At 34.9% G+C, this 21,200-nt stretch carries 21 protein-coding genes; 6 read left to right on the top strand and 15 right to left on the bottom strand.

Features of this window, described 5'->3' with window-relative positions:
• Positions 1-10 precede the first annotated feature (10 nt).
• Positions 11-514, top strand: coding sequence for a hypothetical protein (locus EV142_RS21130; protein WP_132037828.1), 504 nt, complete (start codon positions 11-13; stop codon positions 512-514).
• Between the two features lie 43 nt (positions 515-557).
• Positions 558-1,016 carry a hypothetical protein gene (locus EV142_RS21135; protein ID WP_132037829.1) on the top strand — a complete coding sequence of 153 codons (459 nt, stop codon included), beginning with the start codon at positions 558-560 and terminating at the stop codon, positions 1,014-1,016.
• Positions 1,017-1,086: 70 nt separating this feature from the next.
• Here the strand turns inward: EV142_RS21135 and EV142_RS21140 are convergent, their stop codons facing one another.
• The 4 genes from EV142_RS21140 to EV142_RS21155 all read right to left on the bottom strand — a co-directional run bounded on the left by EV142_RS21140 (position 1,087) and on the right by EV142_RS21155 (position 5,504).
• Complete coding sequence (locus EV142_RS21140) at positions 1,087-1,731, bottom strand: alpha/beta hydrolase (RefSeq protein WP_132037830.1); 645 nt, start codon at positions 1,729-1,731, stop codon at positions 1,087-1,089.
• 176 nt (positions 1,732-1,907) lie between these two features.
• Positions 1,908-2,234, bottom strand: coding sequence for a hypothetical protein (locus EV142_RS21145; protein WP_132037831.1), 327 nt, complete (start codon positions 2,232-2,234; stop codon positions 1,908-1,910).
• Positions 2,235-2,238: 4 nt separating this feature from the next.
• On the bottom strand, positions 2,239-3,495 hold the full coding sequence (locus EV142_RS21150) for a dihydroorotase (protein ID WP_132037832.1): 1,257 nt from the start codon (positions 3,493-3,495) through the stop codon (positions 2,239-2,241).
• An 80-nt stretch (positions 3,496-3,575) separates the two neighbouring features.
• Complete coding sequence (locus EV142_RS21155; protein ID WP_132037833.1) at positions 3,576-5,504, bottom strand: vWA domain-containing protein; 1,929 nt, start codon at positions 5,502-5,504, stop codon at positions 3,576-3,578.
• Positions 5,505-5,823: 319 nt separating this feature from the next.
• Here EV142_RS21155 and EV142_RS21160 point away from each other — a divergent pair, with 319 nt between their 5' ends.
• Positions 5,824-6,936 carry a lactonase family protein gene (locus tag EV142_RS21160; protein WP_132037834.1) on the top strand — a complete coding sequence of 371 codons (1,113 nt, stop codon included), beginning with the start codon at positions 5,824-5,826 and terminating at the stop codon, positions 6,934-6,936.
• Positions 6,937-7,069: 133 nt separating this feature from the next.
• On the opposite strand, the gene EV142_RS21165 is transcribed toward EV142_RS21160, so the two are convergent.
• The 3 genes from EV142_RS21165 to EV142_RS21175 all read right to left on the bottom strand — a co-directional run bounded on the left by EV142_RS21165 (position 7,070) and on the right by EV142_RS21175 (position 10,065).
• Positions 7,070-8,422 carry a DEAD/DEAH box helicase gene (locus EV142_RS21165; protein WP_132037835.1) on the bottom strand — a complete coding sequence of 451 codons (1,353 nt, stop codon included), beginning with the start codon at positions 8,420-8,422 and terminating at the stop codon, positions 7,070-7,072.
• Positions 8,423-8,524: 102 nt separating this feature from the next.
• Entirely contained in the window at positions 8,525-9,289 is a 765-nt protein-coding gene (locus tag EV142_RS21170; RefSeq protein ID WP_162304654.1) for a TIGR02757 family protein, read from the bottom strand.
• Positions 9,290-9,399: 110 nt separating this feature from the next.
• Positions 9,400-10,065 carry an ABC transporter ATP-binding protein gene (locus tag EV142_RS21175; protein WP_132037837.1) on the bottom strand — a complete coding sequence of 222 codons (666 nt, stop codon included), beginning with the start codon at positions 10,063-10,065 and terminating at the stop codon, positions 9,400-9,402.
• Positions 10,066-10,235: 170 nt separating this feature from the next.
• Between EV142_RS21175 and EV142_RS21180 the strand changes: the two genes are divergently transcribed.
• Positions 10,236-10,523 carry a hypothetical protein gene (locus tag EV142_RS21180; RefSeq protein WP_132037838.1) on the top strand — a complete coding sequence of 96 codons (288 nt, stop codon included), beginning with the start codon at positions 10,236-10,238 and terminating at the stop codon, positions 10,521-10,523.
• Between the two features lie 6 nt (positions 10,524-10,529).
• On the opposite strand, the gene EV142_RS21185 is transcribed toward EV142_RS21180, so the two are convergent.
• The 6 genes from EV142_RS21185 to EV142_RS21210 form a co-directional block, all read right to left on the bottom strand.
• Positions 10,530-10,832 carry a DUF6787 family protein gene (locus EV142_RS21185; RefSeq protein WP_132037839.1) on the bottom strand — a complete coding sequence of 101 codons (303 nt, stop codon included), beginning with the start codon at positions 10,830-10,832 and terminating at the stop codon, positions 10,530-10,532.
• Positions 10,833-10,864: 32 nt separating this feature from the next.
• Complete coding sequence (locus tag EV142_RS21190; RefSeq protein WP_132037840.1) at positions 10,865-11,299, bottom strand: DUF6146 family protein; 435 nt, start codon at positions 11,297-11,299, stop codon at positions 10,865-10,867.
• 210 nt (positions 11,300-11,509) lie between these two features.
• Positions 11,510-12,073, bottom strand: a complete 564-nt coding sequence (locus EV142_RS21195) for a DUF937 domain-containing protein (protein ID WP_132037841.1) — start codon at positions 12,071-12,073, stop codon at positions 11,510-11,512.
• 105 nt (positions 12,074-12,178) lie between these two features.
• The gene (locus EV142_RS21200) at positions 12,179-13,129 is read right to left on the bottom strand and encodes a D-2-hydroxyacid dehydrogenase (protein ID WP_132037842.1); all 951 of its coding nucleotides are present in this window, start codon (positions 13,127-13,129) and stop codon (positions 12,179-12,181) included.
• Between the two features lie 152 nt (positions 13,130-13,281).
• Positions 13,282-14,352: a 3-phosphoserine/phosphohydroxythreonine transaminase gene (serC, locus tag EV142_RS21205; protein ID WP_132037843.1), complete on the bottom strand. Its 1,071-nt coding sequence runs from the start codon at positions 14,350-14,352 to the stop codon at positions 13,282-13,284.
• A gap of 92 nt (positions 14,353-14,444) precedes the next feature.
• On the bottom strand, positions 14,445-15,518 hold the full coding sequence (locus EV142_RS21210) for an acyl-CoA reductase (protein ID WP_132037844.1): 1,074 nt from the start codon (positions 15,516-15,518) through the stop codon (positions 14,445-14,447).
• A 157-nt stretch (positions 15,519-15,675) separates the two neighbouring features.
• Between EV142_RS21210 and EV142_RS21215 the strand changes: the two genes are divergently transcribed.
• Together EV142_RS21215 and EV142_RS21220 are read left to right on the top strand one after the other, a co-directional pair.
• The gene (locus tag EV142_RS21215) at positions 15,676-16,026 is read left to right on the top strand and encodes a 4Fe-4S dicluster domain-containing protein (RefSeq protein WP_132037845.1); all 351 of its coding nucleotides are present in this window, start codon (positions 15,676-15,678) and stop codon (positions 16,024-16,026) included.
• A gap of 161 nt (positions 16,027-16,187) precedes the next feature.
• Complete coding sequence (locus tag EV142_RS21220; RefSeq protein ID WP_132037846.1) at positions 16,188-17,351, top strand: hypothetical protein; 1,164 nt, start codon at positions 16,188-16,190, stop codon at positions 17,349-17,351.
• 30 nt (positions 17,352-17,381) lie between these two features.
• On the opposite strand, the gene EV142_RS21225 is transcribed toward EV142_RS21220, so the two are convergent.
• Positions 17,382-18,128, bottom strand: coding sequence for a class I SAM-dependent DNA methyltransferase (locus EV142_RS21225; protein WP_132037847.1), 747 nt, complete (start codon positions 18,126-18,128; stop codon positions 17,382-17,384).
• Positions 18,129-18,211: 83 nt separating this feature from the next.
• Complete coding sequence (locus EV142_RS21230) at positions 18,212-21,040, bottom strand: TonB-dependent receptor (protein ID WP_132037848.1); 2,829 nt, start codon at positions 21,038-21,040, stop codon at positions 18,212-18,214.
• Positions 21,041-21,200: the final 160 nt, after the last annotated feature.

Below are 21,200 nucleotides of genomic sequence, written 5' to 3' on the forward strand. Positions count from 1 at the left end.
TATTCCAAAAATGAAAAAATCCTTAATGCTTTACCTTTTTATCCTTGCGATATTAATGAATGTTTTTACGTACATGTTTTACAGCCGTGAAGTAAAATTTGGGCAGGAAAGATATGATAAAACAACGAAAAAGCTAAGAGACAGTATCAATCTGGTGACAACAAAACTGACAGAATCGAATTATTTTTCTTTGGAAAATAACGAAAATGCGCAGAACTATTTTGATAACAGTGCCTCCGGAGGCAAAGTTATTCTTTACGAAAAACTGATTCCGGTGGTAACCGAAAAATTACTGGATTACAATTCCAGTCCAAACGGAAATCCTTATACAGGACAGGACAAAATTGAGGGTAAAAAATTTATCATCAATAAAGTTAAAATACTGAATCACAGATGGATTATTGCAGATTACAGCAATGGCGAATATTGGGGGGAAGTGTTGTTGAAATATTTTGTTGCTGATGATGAAAGCATTACTTTTGAAGTAAACCAGTCTTTGTTGTATCAGAAATAAGAAAAAAATCCTGCTTTTGACAGCAGTCTAACTTATAAGAAGGATGAAAAAACTACTTTTATTTTCAATTATTATTGGACTTTCTTTTTCGTGTACTAAAAAAGTCCATCAGGAAACGACTACTGTTACAAAAACCGAAGCCTTACAAAAAGATACTGTAAAAGAAGAAACTAAGCCAGAAGTGGCTGGAGGTGATGCTGATGCGCATGGATGCAAAGGTTCTGCCGGCTATACCTGGTCAGTTGTTAAGAACGAATGTGTACGATTGTTTGAAATCGGAACAAAGCTGAATCATGCAGAAGACGGAAAAACATATTCTACAGTTGCCTATGTAATTTTTGAAGGAGATAAAGCCGAACTTTTTCTGGATACACAAAAAGAAGCGATTATTTTAGAAAGAAAATCAGAAGGGGATTCCTGGGTTAATAGCGATTTGCAATTGATTCCCTGGAAAGGATATGTCCTTAAAAAAGGAGATAAGATTATTTATACAGGACAGTAAAGTTTGTAGTTTTCAGTCGCAGTTTTCAGTCTGAGTATTTAAACTAAAAACTGCGACTGAAAACTGAATACTACAAAGACAGCCAGTTCTTAAAATCAAAGAAATTCTGCGGTGCAACTCCGTGACCAACCGGGTATTCTTTATACGTAACCGGAATGTTTAATTTCTCTAAGATTGCTGGAGTTCTTCTTGCCCATTCAATCGGAATAACCTGATCTACAGTTCCGTGTGAAGCGAATATTTTTAGGTTTTTAAAGTCGTTTTTCTCAAAACCTTCTTTTATGATTTCTTCGTTAAAATAACCACTCATTGCTACAACTCGTTGTACTTTTTCAGGATAAGAAAGCGCAACAGAATAACTTAAAATAGAACCTTGGCTAAATCCAATTAAAGTCACATCATTGGTGTCAATTGGATAATTTGCAGTCAATTCATCTATAAAAGAAGCGATCGTATCTCTTGAAGTTTTGGCTTGTTCGTTATCTGAAAACTTATTCTGATCTGCGTCAAAATTGATGGCGTACCAGGCATAGGCTCCATATTGCAAATCATAAGGTGCTCTTGCCGAAATGATGTAATAATTGTCCGGAAGTTCAGAAGCAAATGAAAACAAATCAGCTTCATTGCTGCCATATCCGTGTAATAAAAGCAAAACTGGATTCTTGTCTAAGATAACTTTTGGTTCTTGTATTTTATATTCTAAAGATAGATTCATTTCTTGTAAAAGTTGTGAGTTTTGGGTTATGAGTTATGAGTTATGAGTTATGAGTTATGAGTTATGAGTTATGAGTTGGAAATTTTCCCTTTGCCAAAACCAAAAAATCGCCTTGACAACGTTTTTCAGGTTTGGAATTTGGAATTTATCCCAACGCTTCGGGATTGGAATTTATTCTAACCAATACTTTTGAACCATTTCTGAAAAAGCTCTCCCACTAAAGGAATCGGTTTTGTATGCCCCTGTATAGCACTAAATATTCCATAGCTCCATAAAACGGAGATACAAATCCACATCGGGAAAGTAATGAAAAAGCTGTCAAAATTGCTGATGATAGCTCCAAATGAAATGAAAGCCAGCGATAATCCCAAAGCCTGGCGAATATGAAAGGAAGCGAAACTATTTTTGTTTTCAGAGTTCATAGACATGGCAATAAGTACACCTACAATTAAAATGTAGCTGGTAATTGCAGCAGTTTTTCCCTCTTCGATCGAATTATTCATGTGATTATTTTGTGATAACAAGTTGATTTTGATTTAAAATTCCATAAACAGCACCTTGAATTTCTGTTCCTAAGAACGCAGAATTTTTGGATTTGGAAAGAATATTTTCTTTTGTAAAAGTTGATTTTCCTTCTGTGGTAAAAAGTGTAAAATTAGCTTTAGCACCTTCCGTAATTGCATTGTCTTGTATTCCGAAAACCGCTTTTCCTGAAGTTAGTTTTTCGATTACAGTTTCTAAAGGTAAAACAGTCAATAAAGCACCAAAAGCACTTTCGAGTCCAATGGTACCATTTTTAGCCGTATCAAATTCCATTTTCTTGAACTCAATGTCAATCGGATTATGATCGGAAGTAATCATATCAATTGTTCCGTCAAGCACAGCATTGATAAGGGCAATCCTGTCCGTTTCATTTCGCAATGGCGGTGTTACTTTGTAGCGTGTGTCAAAACCTTCTAATTTTTCATCGTTTAAAACCAAATGGTGAACAGCCACACTGCAGGTTACGTTGAGGCCTTTCGCTTTAGCTTCCTTAATCATGGCAGCCGATTTTGCGGTAGAAATGGTTGGTATATGAAGTTTTCCTCCTGTATATTCCAATAAAAACAAGTTTCTGGAAATCTGTAATTCTTCCGCTAAATTTGGAATTCCTTTTAAACCTAATCGCGTAGAAACAATTCCCTCGTTTACGACACCATTTCCTTTAATGTTGGTATCTTGCGAATAGGAAATGATCAAACCATCGAAATCCTGCACATATTGCAGGGCGATTTTCAGAAGATTGGCATTGTCAAGGCTTTTGTTATAATCTCCAAAAGCGACAGCACCCGATTTTTTCATATCAAATAATTCTGCCATATCCTTTCCTTCACTGGATTTGGTTAAAGCTCCGATTGGGAAAAGTTCTGTTGCAAAACCATTTGCTTTGCTTTTTACAAAATTAATCTGCGATTGATTGTCGATAACAGGGAAGGAGTTGGGCTGAAGCGCAATTCCGGTAAAACCACTTTTGGCTGCAACTTTCAATCCGTTTGCGATGGTTTCCCTGTCTTCGTAACCTGGTTCTCCAAAAGAAACACTGCTGTCAAACCAGCCTTGTGAGAGATGTAGATTAACGAATTTTACTTCGGTTGTATCGTCAATATCAAGAATTGAAGGTCCTATTTTTTCTATAATACCATCTGCAATTAAAAGATCAACGGTCTGGTTGTGAAAAGAACTTTTTGAGTCGATAATTCTGGCGCTTCTGATGATTATTTTCATATGTAGATAAATTTATTTTGTACTGAAACCGTAAAATGATTTTTGTAAAAAGTAAAAAGCCTTTAAAAGAAAACGAAACTTTACTTTACAAATTTGATAATTGCCATTTCTAATGCTAAAAATAACAGTGCAAAGATAACAAACCATTTCCAAATTTGGCTGTCAGTTCGTTCAGTTTGCAGGGTGTTAAAAATAGTCGAAAGGGTATCGGCAGTTTTAAAATCCGAAACCAAACTTGTATTGGCCTGGCTTAAATCACTTTCGCTTCGTTTGTAATTGAAACTCAGGTTTTCTACCCAGTTTTTTTTATCAAAAGCACTATAATTTCCGGCTGTTTCAGGAAAGTCGTTAAATATTAATTTTACTTTATTATTCAATATTTGCTGAATCGGAATAAAAGAATCGTCATTTCCTTTTATCTCTAAAATAGCATCCTTCGTCAATAAAACATCCACGAAATACGGCTGATTATTACCAATAGTCAATGCATTAACTCCCGTTTTTTGGTTGTTCTGCCCCATTTTGTAAAAGAGAGGAACAATTAAAGGCGATTGCTGAAAGTTTGAATTCACAGCATTAAGAGGTGCTGAGAAAACAGAAACTCCCGAAACCGCATTTTGAACCATTGTAAGGAATACGCTTTGGTCTTCATAAGATAAAACTGCCGGATACGGACTCGAAATGTCAAATGACTTAGCGGTTTTAGGATATTGAAAATTCGTGATTTTATTTTCAAAAACACCAGCAAACAAAGGGTGATCAAAGTTGATTTTGGTAATTAATTTACTGGTATTCTGAAGGTTTTTAAATTGAATTCTTCCAAAATTACCCAGAAAAGTATTCAGGTTGCTAATCGAACTTTTTTCAGAAGGTATGATTACTAAATTCCCGCCTTTTGATACAAATGCTTTTAAAGTGGTCTGCAAAGCCTGAGGCACTTCTTCCAGTTCATTCAGAATAATAGTATTTTGTTTTTCTAAACTATTATAATCCAGACTGCTGAGCGAGTAGTTGTTGTAATTGAACTCAGATTGCGTGTAAATTCTCGACAAAAAGTTACTTTTTTCCGGATCTCCAATACTAATGACGTTTGTTTTCTTCGTTTTCGAAATACTGAAATAAAGCTTGTTATCGTAACTCAAGCCATTATCTTCAATCGTTACATAACCATGAAAAGCTTCTTTCGGAATTGTAAAATTGATTTTCTTTTTCCGGTTATCAAAATTGATGATGGTTTTGGCAATCAGTTTGTTCTGATTGTAAAGTGCCATCGAAATTGGTTTGAAATCTTCTCCGTAAGCCGATAAATTCACACTGATTTCATAAAAATGATCCAGGGTCTGATTGACAAAAACGCTGTCAATCGCGACATTATTTTTTTGTTCCGCTTCCGGAATTATAAAATAAGGTTTTTCTTCAGGATCAATATTTTTTATATCTTTTTCAGTAAGGCCAACAGCATCAGTAATGACTACAATGTCTTTTTTATGAGCAGATTTATGCGCTTTTATTTTTGCTATTATAGCCGAAAGCTCAAACGGAGTTGCGCTGTATTTTAGATTTTGTAAAGCACTTTTGGAAGATTTAATATCGGTATTCCAATAGTTTTCGGTATTGGTAAGCAGTGAAAAATTAGCAGTTTCCGGGGTGTTTTCCAGTAATTCCTGAACGGCTCGTTTTAGTAATTCACCCTTTTTTCCTTTTGCCTGCATACTAAAGGAATTGTCCAGAATAATATACATTTCGTTCGATACATTTTTACTGTCTTTGGCTTCGAAAAAAGGCTGTGCGAAGGCAAAAATAGCGAAAGCCAATAAGAGCAAACGGGTGGCCAGCAATAGTCTTTTTTTGATTTTAGAACTTTTACGGGTTTTAATGGAAAGTTCTTTTAAGAAACGAACGTTCGTAAAATAGGAGGTTTTAAAACGTCGTAATTGAAACAAATGAACCAAAATAGGAACAATCAATAAAAACAGAAAGTATAGAATTTCGGGGTGTTTAAAATGCATTCTGGCTTTGATTTACTTCACTACGTTTGTTTTTTCGTGAAGATACTGGTCAAAAATACAAATTTTTAGTTAAACCAAATACGTAATATTGGTTAAACCCTAAGTTATATGTTGCTTAAACCGTATAAGTAATGTAAGTTCATATAATTTTTGAACAAACAACAAATAAACATTTACTTATAATCTCTTCAACTACTTATATGGTTTAAGTGCAGGTATTTGAAAAATGTAACTTTTGTAAATTCATTTGTAATAAAAAATGGACTTCCAAAAGAGAATATTGAGTATTTTAGCTAATTCAAAAAACAAATCAAAAAATATGAAAAGATTATATATGTTTCTTTTTTCAACTTTAGTTTTTACTACTTTCCAGGCTCAGAATAAATTCAATTTATTGGTGGGAACTTATACGAACACTTGTGAGAGTAAGGGGATTTATGTGTACGAATTCAATGCAGCTACAGGTGAATTTAAATTGAAAAATAACTCAGAAAATGTTTTAAGTCCAAGTTATTTGTCTGTTTCAGCAGATAATAAATTTGTTTATGCCGTAAACGAGAACGGAACCCAGAGTACAGTAAGCGCTTTCGGATATAGTGCAGCAAAAGGAAAATTAACTTTTTTAAATAAAAATGATGCTTTAGGAGCAGATCCGTGTCATTTAATTAATGATGATAAAAACGTGATAATTGCCAATTATTCAGGTGGAAATATCGCTGTCTTTAAGAAAAAACCGAACGGGAGTATTACCGAAGTACAGCAGTTAATTCAGCATGAAGGGAAAGGAATCAACGCGGGACGTCAGGAAAAAGCGCATGTGCATATGGTTTGTTTTTCTCCTGATAAAAAGTTTGTTTTATCTAACGATTTGGGTTTAGACAAGGTTTTTATTTATAAATACAATCCAAATTCTAAAAATGAAATCCTTACTTTAAAAGAAAGCGTTGCTGTAAAAGCAGGAAGTGGCCCAAGACATTTAACTTTCAGTAAAGATGGCAAATTTGTGTATCTGATTCAGGAATTAGACGGAACACTGACTACTTTTTCGTATGATAAAAACGGAAGTTTAAAACTTGTTGGAGAAAGCAGTATTCTTCCAAAAGATTTTAAGGGAGGAACCGGAGCAGCGGCTATAAAAATTTCGCCTGACGGAAAATTTTTATACGTATCAGACCGCGTAGATGTTAATGCTATTTCGGTTTATAAAATTCTTAAAAACGGAGGATTAGAACTGGTAGAACAATTAAGTACTTTAGGGAAAGGCCCAAGAGATTTCGCAATGGATCCAACAGGAAATTACCTTTTAGTAGCACATCAGTATACGAATGATATCATAATTTTTAAAAGAGACAAAACTACCGGAAAGCTGACCGATACTGGTAAAAAAATAGAACTTTGTTCGCCGGTTGGACTGGTTTTTACGAAAATATAAGTTGTTAAGGCTCAAAGGTACAGAGGGACAAAGGTTCAAAGGTTAAAAAATAAAGGCTCAAAGGTGAAGAAGGATAAGTTAAAAAAACTTTGAACCTCTGCACCTTTGAGCCTTTGAATCTTTTAGAAAAAAACTATTTATTCTTATCTTTTCTCTTCTTATCTCTCGTTTTCAACATATTTCTGTTAACAGAACCATGAGTTTTCTTTTTGGTTTTTGATGGACCTCCAAGATTCACTTTTTTGTTCTTTTTGTCTTTTTCATGGAAAGCACCATCTCCGTTGAGTTTTTGTTTTTTCATTAAAAACTTAATAGGCTGGCGGTCTTTTTCAGGCTCAATCAGTTTAGATGAAATTTCGACTTCTTCAGGAAAATCGGCTATTGCCAGTTCCTGATTCATTAAAACTTCAACTTCTACCTTAAATTCTTCTTCACGTGGCGTGATAAAACTGATTGCAGTTCCTGTAGCATCGGCACGACCAGTACGGCCAATTCGGTGCATATATAATTCAGGGAATTCCGGAAGCTCAAAGTTAATAACATGCGAAATATTAGAAATATCCAAACCTCTCGCCATAATGTCTGTGGTAATCAGTCCGCGAAGATTTCCTTCCTGAAATTCAGCCATCGTACTCAAACGGTAATTTTGAGATTTATTGGAGTGAATTACTCCAAACTGACCTTCGAAATCTTCTTCGATACGTGTGTGAAGCATGTCTGAAATCTTTTTATTATTCACAAAAACCAAAACACGTTCCATGCTTTCATTGGTTTCCAATAAATGTTTCAGTAAGTTTACTTTGGTATTAAAGTTCGGAACATTATAGGTAATCTGTGTAATTTTTTCAAGTGGAGTTCCTGAAGCAGCAAGTGTGACTTCTTCCGGAAAATCAAAAAAGTCATTCAGAACAGCATCTACTTCATCTGTCATGGTTGCGGAGAATAAAATGTTTTGACGTTTGGTTTTCATCATCGCCAACAATGCTGTCAATTGCGTACGGAAACCTAAATTCAGCATTTCATCGAACTCATCAATTACTAATTTCTGAGTTTCATCAAAACGAATTACCGCATCCAAAGCCAAATCCATAGTACGACCAGGGGTTCCAACCAGGATATCAACTCCTTCGTAAACGGCTTTTTTCTGTGTATTGATATTTACACCACCAAAAATACCAAGTGTTTTAACCGACATGTATTTGGTTAATTTCTCTACTTCTTCTACAACCTGAACCACTAATTCACGGGTAGGAACCAGAATTACAATTTTTGGGGTATTGGTTGGGGTAAATTTGTATAATTTTAAAAGAGGCAGTAAATAGGCAAATGTTTTACCGGTACCGGTTTGTGCAATTCCCATCATATCGCGACCTGACATAATCACAGCAAAGGATTTTTCCTGAATTGGAGTTGGTGTAACAAAACCCAATTCGTCGATTGCTTTTTGTAGTGATTTTGGAAGATTGAATTTTTCGAAAGTGCTCATTTACATTAAATTTTGTGCAAATGTACGTTAAAATAACGGTTTGATTGTTAGATTACCAGATGATTCGAGAAATTTAGGTGTTTAATTGCTTGATTATCAATATCAGAATCCTTCAAAAACACCAAGGCCAAAAAGGGCAAAATCGTATTTTACAGGGTCTTGAGCGTCCATTTTCCTTAGTTTTTGGTCTAATTCAGCTAAAGCTTTTCCATCGTTTTGTTTTCGGGTCAGGATACCCAGCTTTCGGGCAACATTGCCGGAATGTACATCTAAAGGGCAGGATAAGGCAGCTGGTGAGATCGTTTTCCAGATTCCTAAATCGACTCCTTTTGTATCCTGACGTACCATCCAGCGCAGGTACATGTTGATTCTTTTGGCAGCGGAATTGTTTAAGGGATCCGAAATGTGTTTTTGAGTCCGCGCAAGGTGATCTGTTTCAAAAAAGATCTTTTTAAATTCATGAATGCTTTTTTGCAGGCTGTCATTTTCCTGATTTTTGGCAAAGACGGCTTCAAGGCCATTGTGGTTTTTATAAATGTGCTGCAATCCTTTTATAAAACCGGCAAAATCATTTCCGTTAAAGGTTCTGTGAACAAAATTCTCCAGTCTTGCCAAATCTTCATCAGAATGGGACATAACGAAATCGTAGGGCGTATTGCCCATTAATTCCATCATGGTATGCGAATTTTTAATAATCATTTTACGATTTCCCCAGGCAATTGTAGCACTCAGGAAACCGGCAATTTCGATGTCTTCTTTTTGGGTAAACAAATGCGGAATCTGTACCGGATCACTTTCAATAAAATCCTGATTGTTGTATTGAATGACTTTTTCGTCCAGAAATTCTTTGAGTTCTTTTTGGTTCATGCTTAAAATGAAAGTTCTTGTTATTCGGGTGTCCTAGCCCTGATGGGAGCGGCATCCTTTTTCTTGCTTTTTAGCAAGGAAAAGATAGAGCGGACAGCAGGAAATAGCTCCTAATTACTAATTTGGCCATCGACCATGATTAATTTTCTGTCGGCCATATTGGCTAATTCTTCGTTGTGGGTCACGATCACGAAAGTCTGACCGAATTCATCACGAAGCTGAAAAAATAACTGATGCAGATTTTCGGCAGAATGGGTATCCAGGTTTCCGGAAGGTTCATCGGCAAAAATTACGTCAGGTTTATTAATCAGGGCTCTGGCAACAGCGACACGTTGTTGTTCCCCGCCCGAAAGTTCGCTTGGTTTATGATTTATTCTGTGCGACAAACCAAGATATTCTAATAACCTTTTAGCTTCTTTTTCGGTTTCAGCTTTAGGTTTATTGGCTAAATAAGCAGGAATGCAAACATTTTCCAAGGCTGTAAATTCCGGTAATAACTGGTGAAACTGAAAAATAAATCCCAAATTTAAATTTCTGAATTTTGATAATGCTTTATCATTGAAACCCAGTATATTCTCTCCGTTTATAATTAATGAAGTTTCAGTTTGTGATTTTGATGGTTTGTCTAATGTTCCTAAAATTTGCAGTAATGTTGTTTTTCCGGCTCCGGAAGCTCCAACGATTGAAACAATTTCTCCTTTTTTAATATGCAAATCGACTCCTTTTAAAACTTCAAGCTGATCGTAGAATTTATGTATATTTTTTGCGTGTATCATTTATGAAACTGTTTTTACAAAGAAACAAAGATTCTGTTGAAATCGTAAGCTGTTCTAACAGAATTTTAGGAACAATATTTGATTGTTAGGTTGAGGACAATTTTATAAATGTAAAAAGTCTGATTTGTAACCAGTTGGTTTTTAAATAAAATAGTACTAAATTTAGGAATATGAAAGAAGAAATAATGGTGAAAGACGAAAAAACGAAAAAGCTGTTGTTGGGTCTGCTTTTTGATGCAATGGGAATGTTGACTTTTACAATTCCGCTTGTTGGGGAATTTGCCGATGTTGTCTGGGCACCGCTGGCCGGCTTTTTAATGACTTATATGTACAAGGGAAGAGTAGGGAGAGTAGCGGGTATTTTGACTTTTGTAGAAGAAATTCTGCCTTTTACAGATGTAATTCCGTCGTTTACTCTAACGTGGATTTACACCTATTACATCCAGAGAAAGGAATAAAACTAATTAATCTTTAAACAGAAATCCAAGCCCCATACTTTTGAGCATTTTTTTTTCAAAGTTCCAAAAGAAACGAAACTGTCCGAACAGGGTTCCTATTGCCACTAATATAACCTGGTAAATAGGGAAGATAATAATCAGTCTGATTAAGGTAAACCATCCCCCAAAATCTTCTTTGCTGATTCCCAGCCAAATACAAAAAGGCTTGGATAAATAAGCCGATGCCGATCCGGTGATGGCAAAAACAATAAATATAATAATGAGTTGGAAGTTTGAGGAGATTCCCCAGCGTTGCTTTAATTTATTCATTTTTATTTGTAATGATTACAAATATAACAACATTATCTGGAAGGAACATAACCCCAAAGTTTTTGTTTGTAAGTATTTTGAAAATAAATCATATAATTATAAATGAGGTAATTTACCTCGTACCCATAATTGATTGCAGGGTTATAATTGATATTCATTTCATATAAATTCGGACTGTAACGTTGCGGCTGCAAAACACGATTATTCCATTCGTTTACGTATAAAATATTTTTCGACTCCAGATAGCTTTGAGAGTGATAATTTCTTGGAAAAGCTCGGGAAGCCAGCCAGGTGCTAAAACCGTTGTCGATAATGATAACTTCGTATTCTAAAGAGTCATTGGCAATTCGTACCGTATCGTTTAATGCTACCCCATTATTTTTTACCGGCTCAATTGCATTTGTTTTGGCAGTTGAGCAGGCTATAATGGTGCACAAAATCGCAAGAATGTAAACGAAATTTTTCATGACTTTTAATTTGAACCTAAAGTTACGGAAAAAAAAGGTACTAAGGTACTAAGTTGCAAAGGTACTAAGGTTTAGAGCTGCAAAGGGACAAAGGGGACAAAGGTTCAGAGGTACAAAGGCTGACTTTATTAAAAAAGATCGCAAAGAAAACCTTTGCAACTCTGAACCTTTGTCCCTCTGAACCTTTGTCCCTCTGAACCTTAAAAAAACTTATCTTCCAAATAATTTACCGATAAAGCCTGAGATGCCTCCTTTGCTTTTGGTGATGACCATAACATCGGCTACGTCAACTTTTCCATCAGCATTTTGGTCCAGGCCAAACTGCATTCCGTATTTAGAGATGGTGTCCATAATACCGGATGCCTGTCCGCTGTTTCCGGAAATGGCTCCAATGATATCTGAAATCTGAAAACTGCTGTCATTTGGATCTTTTGCTTTATTCACCAATGAATTTAATACCTGTGGAATAATGCCGGAGGCAACACCTGAAGAATCTGCATTGCTTAATCCAAATTTCTCACCAAGACTACCTTTGAGTTGCTGTGTTATTTGCTGTACCACCGGATTAGAATTGTCTATTGGAGAACTTCCGTTAAATAAACCTGCCAACTGTTCTGCACCACCACCCTCTGAAGCAATTTTCTGCAGTCCTGAAAAAATGGAGTTGCCGGCTTCAGCTACTACCGCTTCATTATGTTCGTTTGGGACCGCACTGTTGTTGACAATTGCATCGCCTCCATATTGTTGCACTAATTGTGTTAATTGTTCAAACATGATTTAGATTTTTTTAGATTGGTAAGTTCAAATTTAATAAAAAAAGAAAAGGGATTTATTAAACAATGTTAATAAATCCCTTTTAAGATATTTAATTACAGTTAATTAGCTCAGCAAAGTGATAATTTGTGAAGCTAATTCCGTACCAATTCTGTCTTGTGCTTCTCCCGTTGCAGCCCCGATATGTGGCGTCAATGAAATTTTAGGATGCATTAAGATTGTCATTTCCGGTTTTGGCTCGCTTTCAAAAACGTCCAGTCCTGCAAATGCTACTTTACCTGAATCCAAAGCTTTTATCAATGCCACTTCATCAATCACACCACCGCGGGCACAATTTACAATTCCAACACCGTCTTTCATGATTTCAAATTCTTTCTCTCCAATGATATAACCATCCTGAGCAGGAACGTGAAGAGTAATGAAATCAGCTTCTTTAAATAAAGATTCCAGTGATTGTGAAACGATTGTTGTCGTGATAGACTGACCGTCAAAAAACGCTACCTTTACATCTACAGTCGGAATAAAACTATCGGCAGCAATCACTTTCATACCTAAACCAAGTGCCATTTTTGCAGTAGCCTGGCCAATACGTCCGATACCAACAATTCCAAGCGTTTTTCCTCTTAATTCAACCCCGTTTGCGTAGGCTTTTTTCAAACCGTCAAAGTTTGAATCTCCTTCAAGAGGCATATTTCGGTTAGAGTCATGCAAAAAACGAACACCGGAAAATAAGTGTCCAAAAACCAGTTCAGCAACAGATTCTGATGATGAAGCCGGTGTGTTAATTACGTGTACTCCTTTGCTTTTGGCATAATCAACATCGATATTATCCATACCAACACCACCACGGCCAATGATTTTAAGCCCCGGGCAGGCATCAATAATATCTTTACGAACTTTAGTCGCACTGCGCACTAAAACTACGCTTACATTGTTTTCGTTTACAAAATTAGCCACTTGTTCCTGTGCCACTTTTGTTGTTATAACTTCAAATCCACCTTTTTCTAAAGCTAGAATTCCGCTTTTAGAAATTCCGTCATTGGCTAATACTTTCATTTGTGTTTATGTGTTTATTTGGTTAATCGTTTATTCGTTTAAAGGTTTAATTGATTAGCCAGCTATTATATTTTTCTTTTTTGATTTAGGAATTCAGTCTCAGTTTGCATTATTCGGTTTGAAAACTGTAAACTGAGACTGAAAACTGCAAACTAAACTTTAGCTTCCAACGCTTTCATTACATCTACCAGCACCTGAACACTTTCGATCGGCATGGCGTTGTAGATAGAAGCTCTGTAACCACCAACAGAACGGTGTCCCGGTAATCCTGAGATATTTGCTTCTTTCCAAAGCGCATCAAAAGTTGCGGCGTGATCCGGGTTGTTCAATAAGAAAGTAACATTCATTTTAGAACGGTCTTCAGCTGCGGCAGCTCCTTTGAATAAAGGATTTCTGTCGATTTCAGCATAAAGCAAAGCCGCTTTGGCATCGTTTAATTTTTCAATTGCTGCAACACCACCGTTATTTTTGATCCATTGTAGCGTTAATAACGAAACGTATACTGCAAAAACAGGAGGTGTATTGTACATACTTTCTGCTTTGATATGTTTAGCGTAATCTAACATACTTGGAATAGTTCTTCCGTTTTTCTCCAGGATTTCTTCTTTGACAACGACTAAAGTAGTTCCTGCAGGTCCCATATTTTTTTGGGCTCCGGCATAGATTAAATCAAATTTAGAAAAATCTAAATTACGTGAAAAAATATCCGAACTCATATCGCAAACTACAGGAATATTTGTAGTTGGGAAATCATGCATCTGAGTTCCAAAAATGGTATTATTACTGGTACAGTGAAAATAATCTGCATCAGCTGGTATTTCGTATCCTTTTGGAATGTGATTGTAATTTTCTTCTTTTGAAGTAGCTACGACAACAGTTTCTCCAAAATTTTTAGCTTCTTTTATGGCAGCGGTTGCCCAGGTTCCCGAATCTAAGTAAGCGGCTTTTCCGTTTTCTTTCATCAAATTGTACGGCGCCATTAAAAATGCAGTACTGGCACCACCTTGTAAAAATAAGGCCTGATATCCTTTTCCTTCAAGTCCTAATAATTCTAAAGCAAGCGATCGGGCTTCATCCATTACAGCAACAAAATCTTTGCTTCGGTGCGAAATTTCAAGGATAGATAGTCCTGAATCATTGAAATTTAAAATGGCTTTTGAAGCTTTCTCAAAAACTTCTTGTGGTAAAATACTTGGTCCTGCGCTGTAGTTGTGTTTTTTCATGATATAGTTAATAGACGAAAATTTTAAAAACGCAAATTTCGGCAATAGGAGCTGAAAAAGCGATAAATTATTCGAAATAATTAAACATTTTTTTACTTTGTTGTTAACAAAAACGTTATAGTATCTACGTTATCTGCATAATCCCACAATTGCGGATTTTGGGTCTGTCCAAACGGAATATTGTTTTTTCCAGAATCTGCACTGACAATACACTGAATTTGTTCAGCATCAGCTTCAAGGCGCTTTTCCAGATCTTCGCGGCTTTCATAAAATTCATAAAAAACACTCGAAATAGGAGAGGCATAACTCGGATCTTCTTTTAAAGTCAGAAAGCCATTGTCGAGTAATTTGAAATTACTCATTAAAAATACAGCCTTATTATAGTCGTAATTGTTAGCGTATTTTTCATAATGAATAACGTCCTGATATTTGAAGATAGCTTCGAAAAAAGCATCAAATTTATAGCCTTTCGGGACAAAAAGCTTCGAAACATTTCGACAGCCTAATCCAAAATATCTAAATATATCTTCCCCTAAGGCTTCCAGTTGTTCTTTGGTTTCTTTTCCGCTTATAACGGCAACTGAATTTCTGTTTTTACGGATAATAGAAGGTTTGTCTTTGAAATAATATTCAAAATAACGCGCTGTATTATTACTTCCTGTGGCGATTACGGCATTGAAATTTTCTAATTTTCCTTCTACAAAATTGATTTTATTCGAAAAGTCAGGATTGACGGCAATGATGTATTTAGCTAAAAATGGTAACAGATGCTGATCATTTGAAGATGTTTTTATGACTGCATTATTTCCGCTTATTAAAACAGATAAAAAATCATGAAAACCGACTAACGGAATATTTCCGGCTAAAATCAGTGCCACATTTTTTCCGTTTTCTTTTTCCACAGATAATTCAAAAGAATAATTAGAAAGCCATTTTGTAATATTTTCTTCTGTTAAAGCGTCTGCCCATGACTGAAGTGCAAAGTATACCTGTTCAGGAGTATACCATCCATTATGAGATTGTGATAAGCGAATCAGCTTTTCGAAATCATCAAAAAATAAATCGTTGTGTAAAACATCCGATTTTTTAGTTGTATTGTTTTCAGAAAATTGTTTTAAGAATTTGCCTAATTCAACAAAAACACTTTTTTTTGTTTCTAATGTCATAATGTTTGTTTATGAATAGTTTTGATTGTAATTTTGCACAAAAATAAGTTTTTTTAGCGGTAAGCGGTAAGCTTTATGCAATAAGCTTTAATTTTTGAAAAATAATATTTTAGAAATAGCTTAAAGTGTAAAACTTAAAGCATAAAATAATATAAAAATGGCGATAATTATAACCGACGAATGTATTAACTGCGGAGCTTGTGAACCAGAGTGCCCAAATACAGCAATTTATGAAGGAGCTGATGATTGGAGATATAAAGATGGAACAGCCCTTTCAGGAAAAATAATTTTACCAGACGGAACTGAAGTGGATGCAGATGATGCACAAACTCCAATTTCGGATGAAGTGTATTATATCGTTCCTGGAAAATGTACAGAATGTAAAGGTTTTCATGATGAGCCTCAATGTGCTGCGGTATGCCCTGTAGATTGCTGTGTACCAGATGATAATCACGTAGAAGACGAAGAGACTTTGCTCGCGCGCCAAGCGTTCCTGCATAACGAATAAGCTTTGTTCTATCAAGATAAAAAAGAACCTGAGTATTGTAACTCAGGTTTTTTTATGTCTCAATTTGTAAGTATTTCGTATTAAATTGGGATTTAATGTTTTATTTTTGTTAATTTGATTGATTTTTTAACACTTTGTTTGTTAATTTTAAAGAATAGCCTATGAAGGAATTAATAATTTTGTTTGTTGTATTTTTTAGCGGAGGTGTCTTTGCTCAGAATACGGAATATTCTATTGTTGTAAAGGATATAGAAACACAGCTTCCTATAGAGAATGCAACTATTGTAATTATGAAAACCAAACAAATTTTATTAAGTAATGAAGATGGTAAAGCGAATTTTATGTTAACCGGAGGCTCCAATGTTCAGGTTTCTGAAACAAATTATGAAAATTTAACCATTCGCTGGGCAAGTTTAAAAGAGAATGAATTTACGGTTTATTTAAAAAGTAAAAACAATAAGTTAGATGAAATTGTTTTGTCTACAGAATCTCCCCAGAAAATCCTTCGGAAAATTGTCCTCAATTCGCGTGGAAAACTAGCAATGCCTTATCGGCTAAAAGTGTATGTAAGGGAATTTTTTATGCTTAACAACCAATATTCTTATTATAACGACGGACTTGTGAATTTTCAGTTTGGAGTCAGTCGTAAGAAGATTTCCACTACTTTACTGGTAGAGCAAAACCGGTCTTATGGTTTGCTGGAAAAGGATATAAGCGCTGATTTAAAAGGATATAATTTGAATGATATCATGGAAAAATATTCGAATTTGACCTATTTTGACCCTATTTTAAATCCAAAAGCAAAAAAAGAATACGACTTTATAACCAGAGGACATCCTGTGAATAAAGATTATTATGTAATGAAAATTACGCCGTTGGATAAATCTAAAACAGCAGTCGATAATTTCGAAATTGTATACGATCCTTTGAAAAAATTAATAATTGAATTCTCTATTATCATCACTCCGGGAACTTTAGCAGCGACAGTAGATAAAGCAGCTGTAGGCTCTAAGAATGTGACCAGATCGCTGGTAAAGGTAAATTACAGATTGGATGGTTCAGATTATTATGTACTGAGTTCAAATGAAGAAATCGCTTATGATCTTGTACTGAAAGATCAGGTCAAAAATATTCAGGTCCGCAATAATTTTATTACAACAAATTTCAATAAGCAGAAATTTACGTATAGTGAAAGTGATGTTTTTAAAGACAAGACCCTTTTTAATAAAAAAAATAAAATCCTGACGAATTACTGGAATATTTCAGGATTTACCGCGACTGATGAAGAAAAGACATTAATCGATTCCTTAGAATTTAAAATGTAGAAAAAAATACTGATTTGCTATCCGTTTTTTTTATGCTTTTTTCTTTGCTACAATAACATAAGTGTCGTAAGCATAGGTTTTCCTGTCGATGACTTTTAGTATTTCAAAATTATTTAGATATAGGAACAGCTCTATTTCGTTAAGCGTGAAAACGCGAACAGTCGAAAAATCATTTTCAATAACTTCTTTTTTGCCGCTTACAACAGTGTAATATTCTGCACTCCAATCCAACATGAAGTTTTCCTGTGAATCATTGATATCCCAATGGCTGTCTCTTTTGTAATTTACATTTTCGTAGTCTGCTTCATGCGTGATCAGTAAATTTTCCTTAATGAAAGGAATAAAGCGGTTCGCATCGATAAAATCAAAAATTATAATGCCATTATCACTGCTATTTTTATAAAGAGAATCAAAAGTCCTGTTGATATCACTATTAGAGATGAGATAACTCGTGGATCTTCCTGTTATTAAAATAGCATCGACGGGATTATCAAGTGTAAAATCGCGCATATCACCCTGGATAAAAGAACAATTTTGGTTTCGTTCTTTTGCAATTTCGATCATACTTTCGCTGTAATCAAGACCCTGATAGTTTTGTTTGTTTTCGTCGAATCGTTTGGCGAGGTTTCCCGTTCCGCTGCCAATTTCCAGAATACTGGAGCAATTATTTTCCTGGATTAAAGTATTATAAAAAGCATACTCTTCGTCATAATTCACAAAAGTCTGGTACATTGCATCGTAAATCGCAGCCATTTTTCCATCATATAAATTTGCCATAACAATTTGGTTTTTAATTATAAAAGTATAAAAAAAGGGCTGTCATAAGACAACCCTTTTTAATTATTTAAAAAAAGCTGAACTTAGAATTTATAGTTTAATGATAAGTTAAACATAGTTCCTAACTGGCTGAAATGTGAACCATCGTAAGTCATTCTAGAATAACGTTGGTTAAATGTAATTAAGTTAGATTGCCCTTTAACAAGTGCAGCGTCATTTAACAATGCTGCTCCAGCTTCATTTTCAGCAACAAATTTCCATTCCGGTAAAACATTAAATAAGTTATTTATGTTTAATGCGATTGTTAATTTTTCAGAAGCATTAAAATTAACACCTAAATCAGTAACAATTTTAGCAAGGAACTCTGTTTTTAGGTTTGCAGAGTCATCTCTTAATGTCTCTCCATTAGCATCTCTTACGAAATTTTTAGCAATAGAAGTATTATTATAATTAGGGCTGCTAGGATTGGTAATGCTATTAGGATCAGTGATTGGTAAATCTCCAAATGTTACTTCATTAGAAGCTAAACCATCCTGATTAAAAGTAGATTTTCCAAAATAAGTATTATTAAGAGAGAAACCAAATTTACCAATTTCATAATTTGCTCCTAAAATCCATTTTGTTTTAGGTCTTGATGTAAAAGTTAGTGAGTTTAAAATATCACTGAATGAACTTTCGTTTTTCATTCCGGAAATTCTTTCGTTTTGAAAAGTAATGTTTCCTGATAAATTAAAGCCTAATTTACCTTCACCTATACCAATGTTATTATAACTTGTAACCACATCAAGTCCAGAAGTTCTTGAATCAAAAGCATTAGAAAAATATGCTACGTTACCAATTACTTCTTGATCTGTTGGAGTAACTTGTATAAATTCATACTGTCTGTCACCTAATGTTACTCTGTCTTCTATTTTAATATTGTAGTAATCTAATGTTATATTAAAATTGTTGAAAGGTTTAGCTCCAAGACCAACAGTAATGTTTGTAGATTTTTCCGGTTGTAATTGGTTAACACCTAGCTTACGAGCCTGAGGAGAAACGTTATTAATGATTCCACTTACTTGAATTCCTTCACCAGGAACAAAAGAATATTGTGATTTTTGAGTATAAATCTGGTGTAATGTAGGTGCTCTGAAACCAGTAGAAACTGATCCTCTCAATGTAATTTTATCGTCCAGGAATTTATATCTTGTACTTGCTTTCCAAACTGTCGCTCCTCCAAAGTCACTATATTCTTCATGACGAACTGTACCGTTTATTAAGAAGTCTTTTGTAATATCAAAAGCAACATCCAAATAAACACCTACGTTGTAGCGATTCCATTTTCCGGAGTTTTCAGGTCTGTTACCTGCAAAAGAATCTGCTCCTAAACCATCCCAAGATGCTTTATCACCTTCGATTACGGTAAAATTCTCTGATCTGAACTCAGAACCAAATCCAATACTGATTTTGTCTGATAGAATTTTAGAAACATCGATATTTCCAACAACATGATTAAAAGAAGTACCTCCCGGGTTAAAAGAAATTGGGCTATTTTCTCTGTAAGTTTCATTACCATCAGCATCCAGGATACTAGATCTGTTCACAGAGTTGTTAACTGCATAAGTTTGTTTATTTCCACCTACAGTTACACTCGCGTCAGTATTCCATCCATTTTTTACGTTTCTAAAGCCTAAAGTACCGTTATAATCACTAAGGTTACCTTCAAAAGTAGGAACATATCCTTCGTAAGATGGGTCTAAAGGATTTCCGTTTCCGAAAAAATCATTTAGATATGGTTCGTCTGCCAAAGGTCTCCAATATGGAGTTCTGTAATTTGCAAAAGAATTTACTTTTTTATACACATAAGCAGCGTTGTAATATAATTTTGTATTATCGCTGATGTCGTTTCCACCATTGATTAAGAATTTTGCAGCTGCTGTTTCTGGAGAACCGTTAATGTTTCCTGCATCTGGATGTTTAGCAAGAAAAGACTGAACATCAGCGATGTCAGCACCAAAATCTCCTGCATCACCTTCTGCATCTACAGTTCCAGGTCTGTTTGCTAAATTTACTTTAGAGAAATCAATAGTATAATTTAGAAAACCTTTTTCGCCAACAGTAGTTCCACTGTTTAAACTTACACCCAACATTTCACCATCTCCTTCAGAAGTAATTCCGCTTCTTAATGTTAATGAACTATCACTGTAGTTTTTCTTTAAAATGATGTTCATAACTCCTGCAATTGCATCAGAACCGTATTGAGCAGATGCTCCATCACGTAAAATCTCTACTCTTTCGATCGCGTCTGTAGGGATGGCAGAGATATCTGCACCTGTTTCTCCACGTCCCGGAGAAGTCTGTACATAAAGCAAAGAACTTAAGTTTTTTCGTTTACCGTTAATAAGAATTAAGGTTCTGCTTGGTCCTAAATTTCTAATTTCATAAGGATCTAATAATGAAGTAGCATCATTTACCGGAGTCTGAACGGTATTAAATGACGGAATTTTGTATTGTAATGCCTTATCAAAAGAAGCTTGTCCAGTTGAAGCCAAATCCTTGGAAGAGATAACATCAATAGGTAACGGAGTTGTAGTATTACTTCTTTGAGCTGTTCTGGATCCTGTTACGACAACTTCATCAAGATTTTGTCCGCCTTCTTCAGATAAAGCAACATCAATTTGAGAGGCATTGGCCAGCCTGGTAACGCTGTTGTAACCTACATACGTAAAAATTAGCGATGCGCCTTCTTTAACTGTTATTTTATACGATCCGTCAATATCGGTGGATACGCCGTTGTTAGTTCCTTTTTCAACAATATTCACTCCGGGCAGAGGGGTACCCGTATTGTCTTTTACTACACCTGTTACTTGTTGCTGTGCAAAAATAATGACGGTGTTAAATAGAAAAAATAAAATTGCAATTCTTTTCATGTTAAAACTTGTTTTGGTTAAAAAAATTTGTATGTGGTTTGTTAAATATTGTGATAAAATTAGTATTATTTAACAAAATATTATTAAAAAGTTTGATTTATTTTAAGAATAGTACTAAAAATGTATATATCGTCATTTTTTGTTTAGTTACGAGCGATTA

The organism is Flavobacterium circumlabens, from assembly GCF_004345565.1.
Classification (GTDB): Bacteria; Bacteroidota; Bacteroidia; order Flavobacteriales; family Flavobacteriaceae; genus Flavobacterium; species Flavobacterium circumlabens.

Excerpts from the sequence above, each read along its gene's own strand:
- EV142_RS21140 (WP_132037830.1), bottom strand. The coding sequence starts at position 1,731 with ATGAATCTATCTTTAGAATATAAAATACAAGAACCAAAAGTTATCTTA.
- EV142_RS21190 (WP_132037840.1), bottom strand. The coding sequence starts at position 11,299 with ATGAAAAATTTCGTTTACATTCTTGCGATTTTGTGCACCATTATAGCC.
- EV142_RS21200 (WP_132037842.1), bottom strand. The coding sequence starts at position 13,129 with ATGAAAGTATTAGCCAATGACGGAATTTCTAAAAGCGGAATTCTAGCT.
- EV142_RS21165 (WP_132037835.1), bottom strand. The coding sequence starts at position 8,422 with ATGAGCACTTTCGAAAAATTCAATCTTCCAAAATCACTACAAAAAGCA.
- EV142_RS21220 (WP_132037846.1), top strand. The coding sequence starts at position 16,188 with ATGAAGGAATTAATAATTTTGTTTGTTGTATTTTTTAGCGGAGGTGTC.
- EV142_RS21230 (WP_132037848.1), bottom strand. The coding sequence starts at position 21,040 with ATGAAAAGAATTGCAATTTTATTTTTTCTATTTAACACCGTCATTATT.
- EV142_RS21185 (WP_132037839.1), bottom strand. The coding sequence starts at position 10,832 with ATGAATAAATTAAAGCAACGCTGGGGAATCTCCTCAAACTTCCAACTC.
- serC (WP_132037843.1), bottom strand. The coding sequence starts at position 14,352 with ATGAAAAAACACAACTACAGCGCAGGACCAAGTATTTTACCACAAGAA.
- EV142_RS21155 (WP_132037833.1), bottom strand. The coding sequence starts at position 5,504 with ATGCATTTTAAACACCCCGAAATTCTATACTTTCTGTTTTTATTGATT.
- EV142_RS21195 (WP_132037841.1), bottom strand. The coding sequence starts at position 12,073 with ATGTTTGAACAATTAACACAATTAGTGCAACAATATGGAGGCGATGCA.
- EV142_RS21160 (WP_132037834.1), top strand. The coding sequence starts at position 5,824 with ATGAAAAGATTATATATGTTTCTTTTTTCAACTTTAGTTTTTACTACT.
- EV142_RS21130 (WP_132037828.1), top strand. The coding sequence starts at position 11 with ATGAAAAAATCCTTAATGCTTTACCTTTTTATCCTTGCGATATTAATG.
- EV142_RS21225 (WP_132037847.1), bottom strand. The coding sequence starts at position 18,128 with ATGGCAAATTTATATGATGGAAAAATGGCTGCGATTTACGATGCAATG.
- EV142_RS21210 (WP_132037844.1), bottom strand. The coding sequence starts at position 15,518 with ATGACATTAGAAACAAAAAAAAGTGTTTTTGTTGAATTAGGCAAATTC.
- EV142_RS21150 (WP_132037832.1), bottom strand. The coding sequence starts at position 3,495 with ATGAAAATAATCATCAGAAGCGCCAGAATTATCGACTCAAAAAGTTCT.
- EV142_RS21175 (WP_132037837.1), bottom strand. The coding sequence starts at position 10,065 with ATGATACACGCAAAAAATATACATAAATTCTACGATCAGCTTGAAGTT.
- EV142_RS21135 (WP_132037829.1), top strand. The coding sequence starts at position 558 with ATGAAAAAACTACTTTTATTTTCAATTATTATTGGACTTTCTTTTTCG.
- EV142_RS21180 (WP_132037838.1), top strand. The coding sequence starts at position 10,236 with ATGAAAGAAGAAATAATGGTGAAAGACGAAAAAACGAAAAAGCTGTTG.
- EV142_RS21215 (WP_132037845.1), top strand. The coding sequence starts at position 15,676 with ATGGCGATAATTATAACCGACGAATGTATTAACTGCGGAGCTTGTGAA.
- EV142_RS21170 (WP_162304654.1), bottom strand. The coding sequence starts at position 9,289 with ATGAACCAAAAAGAACTCAAAGAATTTCTGGACGAAAAAGTCATTCAA.
- EV142_RS21145 (WP_132037831.1), bottom strand. The coding sequence starts at position 2,234 with ATGAATAATTCGATCGAAGAGGGAAAAACTGCTGCAATTACCAGCTAC.